We start from the raw sequence: 18,246 nt of genomic DNA on the forward strand, positions 1-18,246 counted from the left end.
TCCCCTATAGCCGATCTGTGGGGGGTAGGTCGTTGGCGGGGGAAAGGCAATGGTCCTCGGTGGGGGCTTGGACCAAAATGGCATAGCTGCTTCCCGCACCGTCGATTGCGCGTGGTATCCATGATGCCATGGTCTCCGTGAAACTGGATTCCAGAGCAATTACAATGCCATTTTTGCTGAGCTTTACCGCCAGATGCTGCAACAGCAGCGTTCTGGCTGCCGTATCGAGCGCAACAAAATTGGCTGATGGCTCGATTATGATGAGGTCGAAATGCCGGTCCGCGACCATCGTCATGCCTTCATCGATCAAGACATGCCAGGGACCACGCCCGAAGCCCGCGGACAGATAGGCGATGTCCTTGTTGGCGAAGATTTCCGACGCGCCTTGCGGTGTCGGGCAGATGTGAAGCGCCGTCAGGCTGCGGGTGACGCCGACATCACGCAAATGCGCAACCCCGCGATGGACCGCTTCGGCCAGAGGGGAGGGCGCCTCATACTGCTGAATGTCGGGCTCATGGCAGAGCGATTTCCGGATCGAGACGATGCTGTTGGCCCAGTCCCAGATCTGCGCGGCCCGCGCATCGAAGCTGTAATTGGGGCCTATATTTTCCCACAGGGCCTGGGCGCGGCCGAGCAGTTCAGGATAGCCGAGCACATAGTCCTGCATGGCGCTTTGAAAACTGGCGACGTCAGAGGCGTAGAGCAGTCCATCGCCACATATCTGTCGCAGTTCTGGGAACTCATCGGTCAGAACGGGCGTGCCACATGCCAGGCAATCGAAGATGCGATTATTGATATAGCCGAAATGGGCCATATCGCTCCAATGGTCGTTGAGCGTCAGGCGGGTTCGCCGGTAAAAGTCGGGTAGCTGCTCATTTTCGACATATTGGGCCTGTACCAGATGTTCGAGGCCAAGCGCATGCCAATGTCGCCCGATCAGTTGGACAGGCGTTCCCGCGCCGATCGCCCAGTTCAGAATGTCTCTCCTGATGCCGCGACTGTTCGCGACGAAGGAAATGTCGCGTCGCAAATGGTCGGACCCATCGGTAAAGAATATGCTCGTATCGGTGCATTGACGCGCTATGTCGACCGTCAATCCGCCGACGTTGGTTATCGACTTATAATGAGTTTCTGATGCGACATATACCATGTCGAATTTGGAAATTTCGCTGAATTTGATCGTGCCGGGGTGGCTGATGATCCATATGAGAGACAGTCTGTTGGGCGATGGCTCATGGCTTCGCTTGCCACGAAGAACGATGACGAGATCCTCATCATCGTCCGTTTCCCATTCAGGCCAGAAATGCTGCACGACCTTGGCGCCGAGCTTCTCAAGCGCATTGGCCAGGGCAACGCCGAAATGATAATCCCCCCATTTTTGAAGGTCCGGCCCCAAAGGTGCAGGATTTTTGATCGCAATCTTCATGTGCGCTGCTCAGAGAGCAGCCGTTTCCGAAATTCGCTGAAGATCTGCGCAAAATGTTCGGCGACCGGATAGACGCGATCCGGCTCTAGGGTCGCCGCGCCTAGCGCGAAGGCGGGAAAGACGGAGGCATAGGAAAATTCGCGTTCGAAGAATTTGCGCGCACGCTGGCGACGAGCGGCGGTCTGTTCAGGCTGGTCAAAGACCCGTCTTATGGTGCTGATCAGCCGCTTCTGATCACCATAGGGGACCGTCAGCAACAGGCCACGGTCGGCAAAGTCTGCCATGTCGCTGGTCGGTGATGCAATGATAGCCGGCCCCATCGCGAAGGCGTCCGACATCTTATAAGGACTTTGATAATGGCCGGCGGGAACATCAGGATCCTGCCACAGGATCACGAGGTCGGATGCGTGATTGATCGCAGCCATGCGTTCTGGAGGCTGGGGGGGGAGGAGGACGATGTTATCCTTCATCTCCTTGCTCAGGGTCGCCAAATCGGGCGTTTCGCGACTTCCCACGACCAGCAGTTTGTAACGGGGATCGGCAAGAGCGGTCAGCAGATTGACCAGTTCAAAGATGCCCTTGTGTCGACGGACAAGGCCGCCGAACAGGATCACCCGATCCTCGGCCGTGAAGCCCAGTTCTTGGCGTGTGATGTCGCGGTCGAACATGCCGGGAGCGTACAGCGCGGGATCCTTGACGTTACGCATATACAGGCAGCGTCGGTCATAGTGGAGGTTGAGGTTGATATTATGGGTAAAGACGGTCGGAATGCCGGCAACTAGGGGGTCCAGTATCTCCGACCAAATCTGTTCATGAGGGATCTTGGCCTTGCCTAGGTCGGTCAGGATATCGGTCAACTGCCGGGTAACATGAGTGTCGCTGGCTTTGGCCTGGGATACGACGGTTTCGAGATCGTTGCATTCCAGCATGAGGGGCTTGCCGGTATGATAATTGGCGAGCAGGCCCAGGCCGAACGAGGTAAGGCGCGGCTTGACTGCATAGATGACATCGCCGGTGATCGCCTCGATTCCTTGGGCGAAATTGTTGAAAAAATCAGGAAATGTGTCGCCTTCGAAATATTTGCATTCAAAGCTGGGCTCTCGGTCGGCCAGTGGCTGGAACGCCTTTTCGAAAAAGCGGTAGGAGATCAGCTCGACCTCAACATGTTTGCTGAGCGCTTCCGCTACGCAATAGGCCTTGGCAAAATGGTTGCGGCTCATGTCCCAGGAAAGAATGGAGACTTTCCTGATCCAGGATGGAAGGGTCGCGGGCAGCCCATCTGTGTAATAGGAGGCGATTTTGTCGGCCACAATCCTGGGAGAGGCGACATCGTCCTTCTGAGTCCGGGTGATCTGCTCGGCCTTGGCAATCCGCTGGTACAGGTTGAGGCTGTATGGAATCAGCCGCGGTTCGCGTAGCCAGCAATAGCGCGCAATCAGATCATAATCTTGCCGGCGCTTCAAACGCTCGTCGAACCCGCCCAGAACATCATAGAGGGTTCGCCTGTGCATGAAGGAATTGAGGTCGACAAAGGGCATCGCCACCTGGTCTTCCAGATGAAAGCGGGAAATGTCCGATTTTCGAATGCGGATTGAATTCGCCTTGATATCCAGATCGAAATAGGAGGCATAGGCGGACTGGTGGCCCGGCCAGTGGGCGAACGTCTCCAGCATCAGTTCCAGATAGCGAGGGTGCCACACATTGTCGGAATCGAGATAGGCAATGATTTCGCCGCGCGCGAGCCGTAGGCAGGCATTTCGTGCTGCCGCTGCGCCTGATCGTTCCGAATGGCGCACAATCTCGATCCGCGGATCTTCGAACCGTTGTGCTGCCGCTACAGTGCCATCCGCGCTGGCATCATCGCAGATGATCAGTTGCCAATTTCGATAGCTCTGGGCGAGGACCGACCGAATGGCGTCGACAATCAGATGCTGTCGATTATGGGCAGGCATGACGATGGAGACGAGCGGGCCGCTCTTGGGCCTCTGGCCCTGCCGTTCGCGATCCACGCGCCGCAGAGTGTTGAGTATCTCGATGAAGCAATCGAGCCGGGTTGTTCCGCGTGCGCCCAGCCGAAGCCGCTCATAATAAGGTGTGGCGGGATATAGGCCGCAAAATTTGTCCAGTTCCGCCATTGTCGCATTGAACAGCGAATTTTCTTCCGGCGATCGCGGCAGGCGAGGGAACAGCGCTGCTTTTGCGTCGATCTGGGGAATGAGCGATTGCTTCCTGTCCAACTCGCCATTGCTGCGGGTTGATGCGGGTATCGACTGGGATGACTGCCCGGCTCTCCCGATATGTGCTGCCTGGATATCGGCCTGGAACTGAAAAGGAGTCAGGAAACGGGCATCGCCTTCATTGATCCAGAATTCGACCTGATGGGGGGTGCCCGTGAGAAACTGATTGGGGATCGGGATGGTGAAGCCAAAACGGCCATCGCCGATGCCGGCCTCCTCCAGATCGCGCCGATGTTCCTGCGCCAGCGAAAATCCAATGCATTCGCCATCGATCAGCGCCATGATTTCGACAGGATAAACCCCACTGTCCTGCGCCCATCCTACGAGATTATTCTGCTGAACCCCATCAAAGCTGCCGCGCAATGTTTCAGTCATATTTTCTGCCGTTTTCAAATCATTTGTTCGCTTGTGCAACGGCATCAAGCATGTTGTTGCTCGGGTGTGTCCGTCATGCGCGATATCGCGAAACTACATTCGCCTGAAGAGGCGCCTTCGCTTTCTGCTGAATGTTGCGGCGCAGTGCAATAGCGATCATGTTATGATGCGCCGCTACGGTATGCGGTAGCGGGGGGCGGCGATTGGGCGCTGAAGCGGAGGAAGTCGTAACCATTGCCAAGTGGGGAAACTACCACCATCATCAGGAAATCTCCTCATTTATTTCGGGAATTGGGCGCTTCACGTCGGATGCCAATGACCGTATAGCTGAGCCGCCGATACTCTCTTGTTTCTTTTCCTTTTCTGGGAAGACGGATGGAAGGACCTATGACCGCTAAGCAACAGCGCCACACTGCCGCCCGGCTTCATCACACGGCTGAACATTCCCATTATGAGCCTGGTAACGATATCTTCCTGCACGAGGGGAGTGCGCCGCCCATGCTGCAGGCGGAACTACCCGTTCCTCTGACCAGCCGCGCTATATTCTGGCAGCCGCGCCACGATGGTGGAGAGGGCAGCATGCTCCATCTGCCGTTCCTCTTCTGGCTGATCGAGGATAGTCGGCCGGTGCGGATCGTTCAAATCGGCCTTGCCGAGCCCGTTCGGTTTCTGTCGCTTTGCCAGGCTGTCGACAAGCTCGGCCTTGAAGCGCTTTGTATGGGCATCGTTGGAGAGGGGCAGAGTTGGGCGGGCAAGCCGGCTGAACAGCAGGCGACGCTATACGGCGATTTTTCGTTCGTCACCACCGAGGATGTCGCGCGCGCAACGCGGCATGCTCATGAGCAGCAAGTCGATTTGCTCGTGGTCGATATGTCGCTGACCGATGAATTGATGGCGGCGGTGCGGACGCACTGGGCGCCGCTTTTGTCGGACCGTGCGATCATCGTGATTCATGATCCCGAGAACAATTCTGCAGGTGTGGAAGCGCGGCAATATTTCGATGGTCTCGTTCAGGATCGACCCTCGATTGCCTTTTCTCAGAGCGGTCCTGGCCTGCAGATAATCTTGCATGGGCGTAGCCAGTCCGAACGTCTGTTAAAGTTGGCGAATCTCAAACTCGGTATGCCAGGCTATCTGTTGGCGCGTCAGGTTTTCTCCCGCCTGGGGCAGGGGCTGGAAAATGCCCAGACGGCTCGCCGGGCCGATGATTCCGTCAAGCGCGCGAAGAAGGCCGCTGACGCTGTTCAGCAGAAACTGGCCGAACTCGAAGTGGCACTGGCGCGCGAGGCAAAGGATAAAGCTGCAGCGCGCGCGGCGGAACAGGAACAGGTCGCGTTGGTCGCCGAACTGCAAGCGGCTCTGTTCGATCTGGAGAAAAAGGCGCGCGACGACGAACATGTGAGCGCGTGTGAGGGGGAGGCCGCTGGTGAAACGTTGCGTGAGGAGCTTGCTGAGGCGCAGGCCCTGACACGAGCGCAAGGCGCCGAGTTGGAGGCGGCGAGAGCAGCAAGGCTTGCGAATGCGCAGAAGCGCGAAAAGCTGGAAAAGCTGCTGAAGGTGGCGGAGGAAGAAAAGGCTGCGCTCGTCGCCGAACGGGACAGTGCGCGCGCCGATCAGAAGAAGGCTGAAGACGCGTTGCTGGTCCAGGCCGAGGAACAGGATGAGCGTCGCAAGGAGGCTTATCGCAAGCGAGACGATTTGGCCCGGAAGTTGGAATCGGCCCAGCAGAAAATGGATGCGTTTTCATCGCAGCGCGACGCACAGGGCGCGCAGATTCAGGCGCTGGAAAAGGGCAATGCGGAATTGTCCGCTAAGCTGAAAGCCCTTGTAGTCCAGGCAGACGAGCAGGCCAGTCGCCGAAAAGATGCCCATCGCAAGCGGGATGAGGCGCTCCATGCTCTGGATATCGCGCGCCAGGAAAATGGCGGCTTGAAGGAGCAAATCGGCAAGCTTGAAGCGCAAGTCCGGCAATCCCAGGCCAAGCGTTTGGCGATCTGGCAGGATTTTGAAACGCTGAATGCCGCGTATGATGTGCTTCAAAAAAAGACGTATCAGGCGGAATTTTCATCTAATGGCGATGATGTATCATCTGCGTGATCATGAAATATGTTTGATCCGTAATGAAAAAGGCCGGATTGCCGGTTTTATTTCCCGTTTTGGAAGCTGAAGCAAATTTGCTGAAGCCAGATGATTTTGGATTTGTGCGATATGCAGCCCACTTCTTCGACAGAATTGCGTTCTACAATGATCGATCATGTCGTGGCGGAAAGTAGTGCGCTTCAGGAGCCCATAGCCTATGGTTTGTGCTGGGAGCCGCGCTGGCTCGACCGGTCGCCTTGCCTGGGGCACGTGCCATTTCTTGCCTGGTTCGCCCATGTCACCGATCCCCGATTGGTCGTTGGTCTAGGGGTTGGGCGCGGGACCGCCTATTTTGCGATGTGTCAGGCGCTCCGGTCGAGCGAGGGAAGCGAATTTTACGGCATCGATCAATGGCCGGCGGAGGACGGGGCCGCCTTCCCGCGTGTCCCCCAAGCGATCCAAGATCATAACGCCGCTCATTATGGAGAGTTTTCGCGCCTCATCTGTTCTGATCCTGCCAAGGCCGCTGATTTTTTCGATCTGGGCGGCGTCGATATCATGCTGGTCGAACAGCCTTTGTCGACTGTCGTGCTAGAAGCGATCCGTTCGGCCTGGCTTTCGCAAATGTCGGCGCACGGCGTGATTTTTCTGGCTGGCACCGATCGGGTGACGGATCCTGAGGCTTGTGATGTGTTGCAAAGTCTCAAGGATGAGCGGCCCTATATCGAATTTGCGCATGGTGGTGGATTTGTCGCGTTGATGGCGGGATCGCAGCCGCCAGCGCTAGTGCAGAAATTGGCGAGATCCCTAGCCGAGCCGCAGAATGGCCCGGTACTCGAGCAGCAATTTCGCTGCTTGGGTAATGCGCTGGTTCGGCAATTGGCCCAATCCGCTTATCAGGTTGAAGTCGATGGTTTGCGCACGCTTCTCACGCGTGAGGCGGATGAGCGCGAGGCAGAGGGGCGAGGGCGCCAAGCGTTGGAAGAGCAGTTGAAGGCTGAGAGAGAGCAGTCTGCGGCTCTGGTGGACAGGCATCAGGAATTGTCGATCTCTGCAGCCAAATGGGATACCATGTCGGTGGAGCAGTCTGCAAAGCTCGCCGCCTTGACGGATGAATGTGAGCATCTGACGCAGGCGATGGCCGCGACGCAAAATTCTCTCATCGCGCTGGAAGCGCAATATATCTGGGCGAAAGCGCAAGTCGCGGAGCGCGATGAGCGCCTGGGGCTATTGTCGGCTGAACGACAGGCTGCTGTGGACGAGCGGCATGCCCTTCACAGGGATGCTGCCACCTTGAAGGCGGATGCTGAAGCTGCCGCAGGCCATGCGGCGATGCTGCAGGCGAAGCTTGATGAATTGGCGCGCGAAAGGAGCACGCAAGATAAGGCCCTGCAAGAAAGGGATCAGGCCCTGCAACTTGCGCGCGAAGAGTATGATGGTCTGCGCCAGGAGCAGGCCCTGGCAGAGGATGTGGTGGCCCGGGAAGTCGTCCGGATCGAAGATGAATATGCACAGCGTATGGCGCAGGAAATGGTGCGCATGGAAGCGGAGCGACAAGTGCTGTTGGCTGCAGAGGTCAGCCGTCTGGATGCTGCATATGCCGAACAGCTTCTGGAGCAGGCGAGGCAGGCCGGAGTTGCGCATGCGCAGCAACGCGATGAACTGCAGAAGCAATTTGATCTCATGGCTGAAGAGCGTATCGCCTTGCGAGCGGAGTTGTCGAGCAAGGCCATCGAAATGGCTGCACTAAGCACGGCATCGGCCACGGCAGAGGCGAAATGCATAGTGCGGGAACGGGCGTTGTGCACGATGGCGCAGAAACTCGAAGCCGCTGAGCGGCGAGGTGTCGAACTGGAAGCCGACGGGGTGCAGAAGTTGGCCGATCTTGTGGCTTTGACGCAGATTAGCGAGGACTGGCGCCAGAAAGCGAAAGGCTAGGATCGCTCATCATCGACAGCGGGGCAGGGCGGCAGTCTGGCCTCAAGGCGGATGCCAGGAGGCGCAGTGCCACTATTGATGTCCGGAATATGGATTTACGGCCCGCGATGTCCCCTGTCGGAATCCGGGCGGGCCGTTTAAGCATGATATCTTCCGGTTGCGATTATGCGGACGAAGGGGGGAATGATCGCATGCTCCAGCCTCTGCTCAGCCGGTTGTGATCAGGTCGATCATTCGGTCGAATACTTCCGGATTGCCGGCTTCGGCCTTGGGATGGCCATCGACATTTTCGAATAAGATCGTCGTCAGGCGATCAGATTTGAATTCCTGACGTCCATTAATTCCAAGCTTTTCCAAGAATGGCATGTAATGCCGAAAATAATGGCTCTTATCCAACTTGTTTTGAGCGTAAATCAACTTCTTATTCTGGAAGTCGAATTTATCGTGCATCAGATTTATTCTGTCGCCATGGTCGCGTTCGATTTCCTCCCGGCTCAAGCCCGGAAAGCAGGATTCCATGCAGAAATCGACTTTCGACTGGCTGGAGAAGTTGAGGATGTTGATCTGAGGGTTGATGACCACCGCTGTCGCTTGCGTCAGGATCGACGTCAGCCGCAACGCGGCAAAGCCGCCGCCGCTTGATCCATACAAGATAATTTTCGACTCCGGGATACCAGAGCATGTCGCTATATCGCGCGCCATTTCCGCAATGCCCTGCAGCGGATCAAAGTCGGGGGTTCCACAATACCAGGCTAAGCCAAGATCGTCGTTGAGATACAGGGTGGGATCGGAAACGAACAGGCAATGGCCAGGGAAGCGTTCCGCCCACTTCCAGCGTTGAAAGACGGGTGGAGTATAGCGCTGGCGTTCCGCGTCCCCGCAAAAAAGGACGAATAGTCGATCTGCGTTATTTTTTGGCGTGAAGAGTGCTTCCGTTTTGAGTGGAGTATTCATCCAGAAATAAGTAGATTTGTCTGGAGTGTCTCTACCGAATACATATTCCTGACTTGATAGATCATGAATGTCGCCAAGAGAAAGCTTACCATAGCCGGCTTGCATTTTCGACATTATTAGTTTCCTCGCGGTATCGGCATTTTATTATGAACTGGTGCGATTTGAAATTCGTGATTGTTCCAAATTTCAAGCGTTTCCAAAGGATCAGCCGTTCTAGATATCAAGGGGGCTAGATGCGTCAAGCAGGTTGGATGGGGGCGTTTGAGAGGGGGGGGGCGCTTTGGTGGCGGGCAAAGCGAGGTGTTGCCCGCCAGGCATCATCATGTGGATTGCAGGCGCTTCAGGCGTTCTACATGGGTCTCATAGCTGAAATTGTCCTGCACATATTGCTGCGCTTTCCGCACTTGGGCATCGTAAAATGCGGGGTCGCCGTGGAGTGTCCGGGCGAGGTCCATCGCCGTCGCTGGCGTCGCGTAAAGGACGGAATCCTGGAATAGGGGGCGGTAGATTTCCGGGAGGATCACCGGTACCCCGACCGCCATGGCTTCAATGATGACGCGTCCGAAGCTTTCCACCCAATCGGGATGGGCGAAATAGATGTAGACATCGATGTCCGCCAGAAACTCCCTTGGATGAAGAGATCCAAAGGGGTGAACGGTCCAATTTTGTGGAATGTCACCGATTACCGTGGCTGGCGCGCTGGCACCGCCCAAGACATGCACCTCTACATCGTCTGAGGCAGGATAGGCTGCCAGAATATCCTCACGGCGATGTGGCCATTTATGCTCATGATCGCGGGAGTGGCGACCGATGCGCAACTTGTCCTGCGGACTGCGCTGGCGCGGTCCGCGAGACCAGCCCTCGATGTCGATCACGTTAAGCCAATCCTGTTCGGACAGGGTGATATGCGGCAATTCATGGGCGTGATGCGTGTGTAAAGCCTCACGGACCAATGGTCCGATGGGATGCCATTGGGCATCCTTGCCGAAATAATGACGGACATTTTCAGCGCAGGAAGCCAGATCGTAACGAACCTCGCCCAATTCCGAATAGTCGCTCATCGGCGGCTGGTTGACGATGACCTTGATATGCTTCGCGTTGATTTTTGGCAGATACCGCTGCCGGTGCTGGAGAATTGGTGGATAGCGCAGGATCAATAGGTCGCAGGAAGCATTTTCTCCATATCCCAGAACATTCATATGTTCTGAATCGAAGTTGTCGCCCAGAACCGAAAATACGGATCTTTCCGTTTCGAAATCGTAGCGGAACATGTGAAAATGGGCGTGGGATATGCCGAATTTTTCGTGGCACAGCATTTCTTCAATGCTGGACCGGGTGCTTCCGCCCGCCATCCGGAAATCACTGGCAATGATTACGTCGAAATGGCGTTCAGTGCCGACACGCAGCCGGTCCTTACGCATCACATTTGGGGTGGCGAAGAGCTTTTTCTGATTATTGTGATAATTGGGTCGGCTCTCATCAAAATGATAGTGGCGATAGGCTTCATGATAAAGGAAGCGCACGCCGAAATGAAAACCTTCAATGCCGAAATAGGGGCTGCCGACGATGCTCGAATCGGAAATGCGCTGGAACGAGAATGGGCCGTTGAAGAGGCGTTTCACGCAATTCTTGCCGAAGGCCGAGGTCATTCGCTTGATTAATTCCGTATCAGCGCCAAATCGGACGTCGTCCCAATAGCCGCATGCGGCCTGCACCTCTTCGCGACGGAACATGAAGGATGATGTGTTGAGGTTGAGGAGTTTGCCGTCTGCGTTCATGCGCCAGAAGACAAGGTCCTCGGTCGCGCGTGATTGCTGGGTGGTGCAACCCATGACGTCTGGATTGTCCTCCATGAAGCGGACCTGGGTTTCGATCTTGAGCGGATGGGACCAGTCATCGGCATCGTGCAGCGTGACGTAGGTTCCGGTCGCTTCATCCAGGCCGCGGTTCCGTGCGACATAGGCGCCGCCATTTTGTTCCATGCGGATCAGGCGAATGCGGGGGTCCGTTGCCGCGAATTTTTCGGTTACGTCGCACGTGCCCGAACTGGGAGAGCAATCGTCAAGCACAAGTATTTCGAGATTCTGCCAGGATTGTTCTTGGAGAGAACGCAACGCGGTCGGCAGCACGTCTGCGGCTTCATAAGCCGCGACCAGTACCGTCACCTTCGGACCATCAGTGATTTTTTGGGCCGGCTCTGCGGCCGTAAGCCGGTCGTAGAGCGGCTGCCCCTCATCGGGCAGCAAGCCAATGGGCGGTATGGCGAACGACTGAAGTACATGGTTGATCCATGTGATGCGCGCTTCCGGCGTCTCCTGAAAATTGATCCAGGCCAGCATGGCGTCAGGGGACAATTCCCCGACTAACGCTGCCTCTTCATATGTCGTGCTGGCCTCTTCCCGAAGGCCCAGAAAATATTGGCACAACAAGATGGCCGTCACCATTCGGCGGCGATGGTCGAGAGAAGTCGTACTGGCGTGGGATTGCTGTGCGTAATGCAGAGCGGTGGCATAGCCCTCAGAGGTTTTTGATCGCATATGCCAAAGGACCAATTCGCGGGCTGCGAGGGTGCGAACTTCTTCGTCAGGGCTATTGGCGAGAATCTTCTGCAGATCATCCAGGGCCTTGTCGGTGAAGCCAAGGGAGAGAAGCTTGTCCTTGGTTCGCTTCATGTCACGCAAGGCGAAATCCTTGGGCGCCTTGGTCTTGTAGCCATGTTTCTGGCCATGCTCGACATAGTGTAGCAGAGGGTTGAGGCCGCTTGCCCGGACCTCGGGGTACTGATCCAGATAGAATTGCGTATCGAAGCTCTTGCCGGGATTACGGCCCATGGCCGCGCCGTACAGGAGATAGTGCAGGCTGGGGTCAATCCCTGCCCGCGCAGCATCTTCATAAGTGTCGAGATACCATTTGCTGTGGACGTTCTTGGAGGCTCGGATAAGCTTTGCCTGTCGCTCCAGTTCCTTGGGCGCGCTTTTTACGCCCTTGGCGGTTCCCCTCTTTTTCGCTTTGGTTTCTGCGACCTGCGGCAGTTGGGTGTCTTCCGCCTCTATTTCCACCATCTCGACTTCCAGTCCTGGCGCGGCTCCGATCTCCACCTCTCCGCGCTTTACCAGTGCGCCATTCTCGAACCGTACTTCCATGCGATGCAGGCCGCCACGACGAAACTTCTGGGGGATGGGAATGGCGAAAGCGTGCTTACCATCGCCGATTCCGGCAGCTCTGAGGTCTTTGCGGAAAAGGGACGCGGCTACCTTCACAAGCAGAGTGTCGCCCTGCGTGAGCAAAATATGGAGATGGTCATCCGGAGCGGACGGATTCCATGCCCATCCAAAAATCTTGCCTTTTCTGATGTAATTTACGTCGCCCCGATAATTATGCATTGGCTCGACAGCCGAGGGAGAGGAAGTATCAACACCGTCTATCGTATCCGCCTGCATCATAGTTCCTCGAAATCTCTATAATGTATAAATGACCAGTCACTATACTTGGTCGAACCAATTTGATCGGAAGCGCAGGCGTGGCTTGCGCGCGATCCGATAACGATGGCAGCCCGGTTCGATATTCTGCATGGGGATAGCCCCTGATTGTTCCCCAGCATAGTCACGACAAATGCCGTGCCCTGAAATTCATGTTGCAGTGCATGATTTTGTCAGAGATTGGGGGAACTGTCAAAATGATGTGGAGAGTAATGTCGATGTTCCTCCACGGTAAATGACCGTGGCGCGCATGTGGCGGCCGGGGTGTGGCGGTGACGATTTGGTGGCATCGTCGCTCTGGCGGTTGCTGAGGACGCTGCAAACAAGGTGCTGCTCTTCGACCTCATGTGCAGTGGCGTGAACTCTCGCGGCCTTGCCGTGTTCGTCATGCCGGGTCATCGTCGCGACATAAGGAAGATGGTCAGTTGTCAGGCAATCGATAGGCTTGCGCATTGACGCCATGGAGCGAGACCTGAAAAAACTGCTGGATGAGAAGGCCCATGTCCTGGGTTCGTACCTGGTCTGGCTGAACGTGAAATTCGGCCATGCGATCATGAAAGGCGACCGGTTTGATTGCCTGTTCCACAAGATGATATTTGGGACGATTTACATAATCGTCGAAGAGAATGACCAGCGGGCGCCGAGTCCGCAGCATGGCCGTGGCAAGGCAGGCGGTGCGAAAGCGTCCATCGATCAGAATGACATCGGGATGTCGGAAAAAAGGACGTTCCCAGATGTCGTTGGGATAGCGATGATAGTCGCGCCAAAGTGTGGTATCAATGGGACGCCCCCAGTCTCCCGTTGGGCCGATATCGACATGATGTATGATGGTACGCGAAGGCGGGTGTGCTTGCCCCAGTTTCTGCCGCAAGGCGCGGGCCCACTCAGCGTCGCTTTCGACACTCATGATAAATTTGCCCGGCATGGCCGCGGCAAGTTCCGTTGACCCTCCGGAGCCATATTCAAGAATGATCTCGGCCTGCTCATAGGCTTGGATCAGTCGAGCCAGTGCGGCTTCTGGCATATGTGGTTGAGAAGAACTCGTCATGTGCGATGGCCGTCGAAGATGGAACCCGTTTCTCGTTTTTTCGACCATAAGAGGTCGTTGCAGGGACGTGAAGATGATTTCCGCTCGCGACGGACAAAATGATTAAGCTTTACATTCGCTTGATCCCCGATCCGCAGGATGTGTCGGCAAGCCGTGTCAGGCAAGTGGTTCAGCAATTCGTGGCCTTGCGAAACGCTATGACGCTACCGCCCAGTCGATCGATCTCAACATCCCGGCTGTTGGGGGGCAAGGTTTGCTTGTCGAGTAGGTCGAACCAACCTTGATGTTGATAGGGGAGCTGCTTGACCTTGGCCTGCTGGGTCAGGGATGTCTTGCCGGCCCGTAGATCACGTAGAAGCGCCAGAAAACGATCCATAGATTGCCTTCGGGAGGCGTTGAAGGGGCGGTTGTAGCAGCGGGCAATCCGGTCGAAGGCCATCAGTGGCTGCGCTGCGAAAAAATGATAGTTGGTGGCCCGCTCTCTTCGGGCCAATTCGGTGGGGGCAATCCCGCTCGGCTGGATGTTGCTCAGGAAATTGTTAACCCGGCTCAGTGACCAGTTCCAGAGGGGTGTGTCTTTCGTTATCGCGGCTACCGTACCTGTTCCCAAGGCAGCCCAGAGGGTCATGTTAGTCGCATCGGTTTTTCGAGCAAAGCGCTGCTCATCCTTTACGATAAGAGCGACCCGGTGCAGCCAAGTGCGGGTGTCGTTCGGCAATGGGGTGCCGCTATGTTCGAGTTTGAAGCTGATCACGGAAAGGCCGGCAAGCGCCCAAAGGCGTTCAAATCGCCCTTGGTCAGACGTCGCAGGGCCAAGTAGCGCGCCTTGAGCTGCCCATGCGGCCAGTGCGCTCTTGAGGCAGGACGCCGCAGTCTTGTCCCCGGTCAGGGCTTGATCACTCAGCCTGGTTGCCTGATCACTAAAAAGGCGCAAGTTCTTGAGCGTTTCGTCATTCTGCTTCACTGCAGCGGTGTCGATGACCTGTTCGGGCCATCGGGCGGCGACATAGCGTGCATGGATGCCCTGAAGCGATGTTTGTGCAGGCGGGGTGACCGGGCAAGCCTGCCGGGCGAGCGCGTTTTGCGGCAGCAGCACTCCGCTCGCAATGGCGAGGGTCGCTTGTATGTAAACGCGCCTCGGCAGTTTGTTCAATATTGGAAGATAATCGACTTTCATATTTGATTGCCCGATCTTGAGCGCCCGTGCGTCGAGCGTAATATCCTTGAAGCTCCATAACATCGTCCCACCAGGATCGTTCCCTGCTCGTTCCCGATCAATGCTGGCTTTCGACCCCATCGATAATCCCATATTGGGATGGCCGCGCTCGGATCTGTGCTCGACAGGCGATTGGCAGGCCGACATGCTGGTTAATGACAGATTTTCTCTTAAAGGCGCGCTCATATAGGGTTATGGATATGTCCGAATAAGACTTCATGTCTTATATTGGAAATATTATCGGTCATCTTGCCGCACATGCATCGCAATATTCAAGAAACACGCCTGAAAAACAGATTTGCCATATTAAGCGAATGTAAAACTTTGGGCATGCGATCGTGCCTGGCAGGAAGCTGCGATGGTCGGATTGATCGGTGATGATGGGATGGGTGGTTTGAGTGAATTTTGTACCGCAATTCCCTGGGGTTTGACTATCTTGCCTATTGACGGAAGGAGGGCGGAAGGTTCGCGCAAAAAATATATCTTTCGGTATAAATACCTAATCAGGCTTTGCAATTACTGGTGAAAATTGAATAAACTCCATTGGTGCAGGCTGACGCAACAGGGGTGATCTCGTGTCAAATGGTTCGGACAAGCTAGTCATCGCGAGCAAGGCGCCCCTCCTGGCGCGTGTCGATGCTTCCATTTATCGCCATGCGCCTGATGGAGCGCGGCTTTACGATCGGGGTGCTGGTCTGAATGGTGACCAAGGACGATTTTTGGCGCTTGAGCAGGAAGTGGCTGACGTCCGCAATATGCTTTCGGTAAAGGAGGCGGAGATTGCGCGCCTTCAGGTGCAGGTGCAGCAATATGAACGCAGTCTTGCGGACCGCGATGCACGTCTTGCCATTGCGCAGGACGTGCAGGCCGCATCGGACCGCAGGCTCGGGCAGCATGCTGAGCAGGTGCGCATGTTGACCGCAAGCCAGGAGATGCTGCTGCAGAATCGCCATGCCTTGGACGAAGCGAAGGATGGAGTTGAAAGGGAATTGCGCGGCGCGCGCCAGGAGTTGGAGAAGGCCGCTAACGACATCGCGTGGATTGGTGGAGAAAAAGACGGTCTGAGGCGTGATTTGGCAGCCCGGGAAGCTGGGCTTGATCAGCTGGAAGCGGAGCGACAGGCTCTGGCGGCAGCCAAGCGGGAGGCTGACGCCAATGTCGATGTGTTGACGGTCGAACTGACCCATTTGCGCGATGAGGCTTCGAAATCGTGGGAGGTTGTTGATCGACTATACCATGTTGGGGATGTCCAAGGTGATTTGCCTGCGCGTGGGCAGGGCTTGGCGGACGCGATCCTGCAGGCGAAGCTTGTTTTGGAAGGGCGCTTGCGGGAGGCGCATGTCTCGGTCGCGGAGCGAGAAGCGCGGATAGCGCTGCTGACCCAGGATATTGATGCGAAGGCGGAGCAGTTTGCGTCACAAAATGTGCGTCTGGTCGCCGCCAAGGCGAAGCAGGCGCTGTTGGGGCAGGAGCGGGACGTCCTGCAGGAGGAATTGGAGAATGTCCGTAAGGAACTGTCGGGCATTCGGGACCGTCTCAATGAGCGAGACGATGAGGTCCGTCATTTTGGGGAATTCGCACAGTCGAAGGCAGACGAACTGGCCAAGCGCGAAGAGGAATTGACGGCAGCCCACCTGGAAGTGTCCCTGATGCGGCGGCAGATGAAAGAGGATAGCGACCGATTGGAGGCGCGTCAGGTGCTTTTGGGTGGCCAGGTCACCAGGCAGAATGCCGAGTTGGGCCAGTTGCAACTGAACATCCTTCAAATGCAGCAGTTGATTGCGGATGGTGAGCGGGCGCTGCGGGATGCTGAGGCCGGCGAACAGGAGGCCCAGGCTGAGGTCGCAGCACGCAACGCTGAACTCACGGTGATCAAGGGGCAATTGGGGCAAACGCAGAGCGCCCTCGCTCAGCGGCAACTTGAAACCGAGGAAACGGCCGAGGCGCTTCGTCGGGTGTTGGCGGATCGGGATGAACTAATCCAGCGTGAGCGGGATAATGAGTTCGCATTGAATGCGCATGTCGACAAGATTGCGCTCCTTGAGGAAACATTGGTCGGAGCGCGAGGCAATGTCGATCGCCTTCGGGCGAGCCGAGAGGAGCTCGCCGGCAGGATAGAAGGGGTGTATGACGAGTTTTCGCGGCTTGTCGAATTGCTCCTCGGCAGAGGTGTTCCTGCCTTCTTGCCACGATCGTTGCGTTTGCGGCGTCAGGCCATGTTGCTAGGGCAGATCGGGCTTTTTGATCGCGACTGGTATCTCAGCAGCAACATGGATGTGTTGGAAAGTGGGTTGGACCCGCAGACTCATTTCCTGGAATATGGATTGCGGGAGGGGCGTTCACCGAATCAGCAGATTGACGATCTGCGACGCAGTCGAATTGGTTGGGCCGTCGAGGGGGCGGTTTAATTGTACGAAATAAATATGCTCAGCCAGTAGAGCGAGTAATCTGGGGGTCGCAATGTTGAATTTGGAAGAGGTTGCAAGAGAAGTAAACGATTCTGGAATATTTGATGAGGCTTGGTACACGAGCACATATCAGGATGTCGCAATTGTCGGGTTGCCGCCTCTTTATCATTTTGTTCAATTCGGATTGATGTTGAAGAGGGATCCCGGTCCTGATTTTGATACGCAATATTATCTTGAGAATAATGCTGATGTGGCCGCTGCGGGTGCCGACCCGGTAATTCATTATATTCGACATGGTAAAGCCGAAGGGCGTCGAGCAAGAATTTGATTTTTTTGGGGAACTTTTCTTCCGGCGGATCATTGCCTTGTCGAATTTTCAGAGGGTGAAATGTCGGGGGACCAGGAACGGCTTGCCGAGGAAATCGCGGAGTCGGGCCTGTTCGACGAAGCGTGGTATGTCAGCGTATATGGCGACAGCGCTCTCGTCGGATTGTCTCCGCTTGAGCATTTTGTTCGTTTCGGATTGATGTTGAGGCGGGATCCTGGCCCTGCTTTCGACACGCGGTTTTATCTGGAAGAAAATGGCGATATCGGCGAGGCCGATATAGATCCTCTCCTTCATTATATTCGCTTTGGTCAAGCGGAGGGCCGTGCCGCAACCAGAAGTGCCCTTGCATATCTGGGAGATCCGCTTTCTTTCAGTGATAATGAGATGTCGGGACCATACCGCTATAAAGGGGGGCGTAGTGCGGATCCGGATAAGTTGACCATACTCCTGTGCGCACATAGCTCTGGAACGGAATTGTTCGGAAGTGAGCGCAGTTTGATCGATGTTTTGTTAGCTCTTTCCGATCTTGATTTTAATATAGTTGTTACATTACCGAGTGACGAAAATAACGAGTATATCGAATATATCCTGTCCGTCGTCAGAACATTCGGCACAACTCGCGGCGTAGATTAGCGGAGTGCGGACCTCGTCAGGGGGTTGATGTTAGGCGGCGAACTTGCGGTGCTGCAAGCGCCGATGTTCGATGGTCTGTCGCTTGATCCTTTCGCGCAGTTTGATGATTGCCGGAGCCCTGCCGA

12 protein-coding genes and 1 pseudogene are annotated in these 18,246 nt (G+C 55.8%); 5 read left to right on the forward strand and 8 right to left on the reverse strand.

Annotated features, from left to right (window positions below):
* Window positions 1-4 precede the first annotated feature (4 nt).
* Window positions 5-1,426 carry a glycosyltransferase family protein gene (locus GGQ90_RS11665; RefSeq protein WP_188082322.1) on the reverse strand — a complete coding sequence of 474 codons (1,422 nt, stop codon included), beginning with the start codon at window positions 1,424-1,426 and terminating at the stop codon, window positions 5-7.
* On the reverse strand, window positions 1,423-4,083 hold the full coding sequence (locus GGQ90_RS11670) for a glycosyltransferase (protein WP_223178215.1): 2,661 nt from the start codon (window positions 4,081-4,083) through the stop codon (window positions 1,423-1,425). Before GGQ90_RS11670 ends, GGQ90_RS11665 begins: the two co-directional genes overlap by 4 nt.
* A gap of 342 nt (window positions 4,084-4,425) precedes the next feature.
* Here GGQ90_RS11670 and GGQ90_RS11675 point away from each other — a divergent pair, with 342 nt between their 5' ends.
* Window positions 4,426-6,135, forward strand: coding sequence for a class I SAM-dependent methyltransferase (locus GGQ90_RS11675; protein ID WP_188082324.1), 1,710 nt, complete (start codon window positions 4,426-4,428; stop codon window positions 6,133-6,135).
* Window positions 6,136-6,282: 147 nt separating this feature from the next.
* A complete protein-coding gene (locus tag GGQ90_RS11680) occupies window positions 6,283-8,055 on the forward strand; it encodes a class I SAM-dependent methyltransferase (RefSeq protein ID WP_188082325.1) in 1,773 nt (590 codons plus the stop codon).
* 207 nt (window positions 8,056-8,262) lie between these two features.
* On the opposite strand, the gene GGQ90_RS11685 is transcribed toward GGQ90_RS11680, so the two are convergent.
* The 5 genes from GGQ90_RS11685 to GGQ90_RS11700 form a co-directional block, all read right to left on the reverse strand.
* Window positions 8,263-9,123, reverse strand: coding sequence for a hypothetical protein (locus GGQ90_RS11685; RefSeq protein ID WP_188082326.1), 861 nt, complete (start codon window positions 9,121-9,123; stop codon window positions 8,263-8,265).
* 206 nt (window positions 9,124-9,329) lie between these two features.
* A complete protein-coding gene (locus GGQ90_RS11690) occupies window positions 9,330-12,452 on the reverse strand; it encodes a glycosyltransferase (RefSeq protein ID WP_188082327.1) in 3,123 nt (1,040 codons plus the stop codon).
* A gap of 228 nt (window positions 12,453-12,680) precedes the next feature.
* Window positions 12,681-12,941 (reverse strand): hypothetical protein, encoded by a 261-nt coding sequence (locus GGQ90_RS29000; protein WP_223178216.1) that lies wholly within the window; start codon window positions 12,939-12,941, stop codon window positions 12,681-12,683.
* Window positions 12,910-13,536, reverse strand: coding sequence for a hypothetical protein (locus GGQ90_RS11695; protein WP_188082328.1), 627 nt, complete (start codon window positions 13,534-13,536; stop codon window positions 12,910-12,912). Before GGQ90_RS11695 ends, GGQ90_RS29000 begins: the two co-directional genes overlap by 32 nt.
* Window positions 13,537-13,705: 169 nt before the next feature.
* On the reverse strand, window positions 13,706-14,938 hold the full coding sequence (locus GGQ90_RS11700) for an alginate lyase family protein (protein WP_188082329.1): 1,233 nt from the start codon (window positions 14,936-14,938) through the stop codon (window positions 13,706-13,708).
* 389 nt (window positions 14,939-15,327) lie between these two features.
* On the opposite strand from GGQ90_RS11700, the gene GGQ90_RS11705 reads away from it, so the two are divergent.
* The 3 genes from GGQ90_RS11705 to GGQ90_RS11715 are packed head-to-tail and all read left to right on the forward strand — an operon-like array spanning window position 15,328 to window position 18,121.
* A complete protein-coding gene (locus tag GGQ90_RS11705) occupies window positions 15,328-17,160 on the forward strand; it encodes a coiled-coil domain-containing protein (RefSeq protein WP_188082330.1) in 1,833 nt (610 codons plus the stop codon).
* 52 nt (window positions 17,161-17,212) lie between these two features.
* Window positions 17,213-17,488 carry a hypothetical protein gene (locus tag GGQ90_RS11710; RefSeq protein WP_188082331.1) on the forward strand — a complete coding sequence of 92 codons (276 nt, stop codon included), beginning with the start codon at window positions 17,213-17,215 and terminating at the stop codon, window positions 17,486-17,488.
* 60 nt (window positions 17,489-17,548) lie between these two features.
* Window positions 17,549-18,121, forward strand: a complete 573-nt coding sequence (locus tag GGQ90_RS11715) for a hypothetical protein (RefSeq protein ID WP_188082332.1) — start codon at window positions 17,549-17,551, stop codon at window positions 18,119-18,121.
* 30 nt (window positions 18,122-18,151) lie between these two features.
* Here the strand turns inward: GGQ90_RS11715 and GGQ90_RS11720 are convergent.
* Window positions 18,152-18,246 (reverse strand): annotated as a pseudogene (locus tag GGQ90_RS11720) (PEP/pyruvate-binding domain-containing protein); the annotation flags it as partial.

The organism is Sphingobium scionense, from assembly GCF_014197035.1.
Lineage (GTDB): Bacteria > Pseudomonadota > Alphaproteobacteria > Sphingomonadales > Sphingomonadaceae > Sphingobium > Sphingobium scionense.

Excerpts from the sequence above, each read along its gene's own strand:
- GGQ90_RS11665 (WP_188082322.1), bottom strand. The coding sequence starts at position 1,426 with ATGAAGATTGCGATCAAAAATCCTGCACCTTTGGGGCCGGACCTTCAA.
- GGQ90_RS11670 (WP_223178215.1), bottom strand. The coding sequence starts at position 4,083 with ATGCCGTTGCACAAGCGAACAAATGATTTGAAAACGGCAGAAAATATG.
- GGQ90_RS11675 (WP_188082324.1), top strand. The coding sequence starts at position 4,426 with ATGACCGCTAAGCAACAGCGCCACACTGCCGCCCGGCTTCATCACACG.
- GGQ90_RS11680 (WP_188082325.1), top strand. The coding sequence starts at position 6,283 with ATGATCGATCATGTCGTGGCGGAAAGTAGTGCGCTTCAGGAGCCCATA.
- GGQ90_RS11685 (WP_188082326.1), bottom strand. The coding sequence starts at position 9,123 with ATGTCGAAAATGCAAGCCGGCTATGGTAAGCTTTCTCTTGGCGACATT.
- GGQ90_RS11690 (WP_188082327.1), bottom strand. The coding sequence starts at position 12,452 with ATGATGCAGGCGGATACGATAGACGGTGTTGATACTTCCTCTCCCTCG.
- GGQ90_RS29000 (WP_223178216.1), bottom strand. The coding sequence starts at position 12,941 with ATGCGCAAGCCTATCGATTGCCTGACAACTGACCATCTTCCTTATGTC.
- GGQ90_RS11695 (WP_188082328.1), bottom strand. The coding sequence starts at position 13,536 with ATGACGAGTTCTTCTCAACCACATATGCCAGAAGCCGCACTGGCTCGA.
- GGQ90_RS11700 (WP_188082329.1), bottom strand. The coding sequence starts at position 14,938 with ATGAGCGCGCCTTTAAGAGAAAATCTGTCATTAACCAGCATGTCGGCC.
- GGQ90_RS11710 (WP_188082331.1), top strand. The coding sequence starts at position 17,213 with ATGTTGAATTTGGAAGAGGTTGCAAGAGAAGTAAACGATTCTGGAATA.
- GGQ90_RS11715 (WP_188082332.1), top strand. The coding sequence starts at position 17,549 with ATGTCGGGGGACCAGGAACGGCTTGCCGAGGAAATCGCGGAGTCGGGC.